A 289-nucleotide genomic window follows, 5' to 3' on the forward strand; every position below is an offset into this window, starting at 1 on the left:
GGTCTACACCGCCAAAGATGGAAACGAAGCCATCGAAAAAGCCAAGCAAATTCATCCCGACCTGATCATTTTGGATATCATGATGCCCAAAAAAACGGGTGTGGAAGTTTGCCAGATACTCCGTTCACAACCTTTGTTTCAGGATACTTTGATCATTTTCCTAACCGCTCTCAGTGATGAAGCCTCTCAAATTAAAGGACTGGAAACGGGTGCTGATGATTATGTAAGCAAACCCATTAGCCCGAAAGTACTGGTGAGTCGCGTCAACGCATTATTCAGACGCGTGAAT

At 44.6% G+C, this 289-nt stretch carries 1 protein-coding gene; it reads left to right on the top strand.

The window, feature by feature from the left end; all coding sequences use genetic code 11:
- Positions 1-289 (top strand): response regulator transcription factor (locus PF021_RS08535; protein WP_271022060.1); only part of this gene is annotated, 289 nt, incomplete at both ends.

The sequence above is a fragment of the Helicobacter ibis genome, assembly GCF_027859255.1.
GTDB lineage: Bacteria > Campylobacterota > Campylobacteria > Campylobacterales > Helicobacteraceae > Helicobacter_D > Helicobacter_D ibis.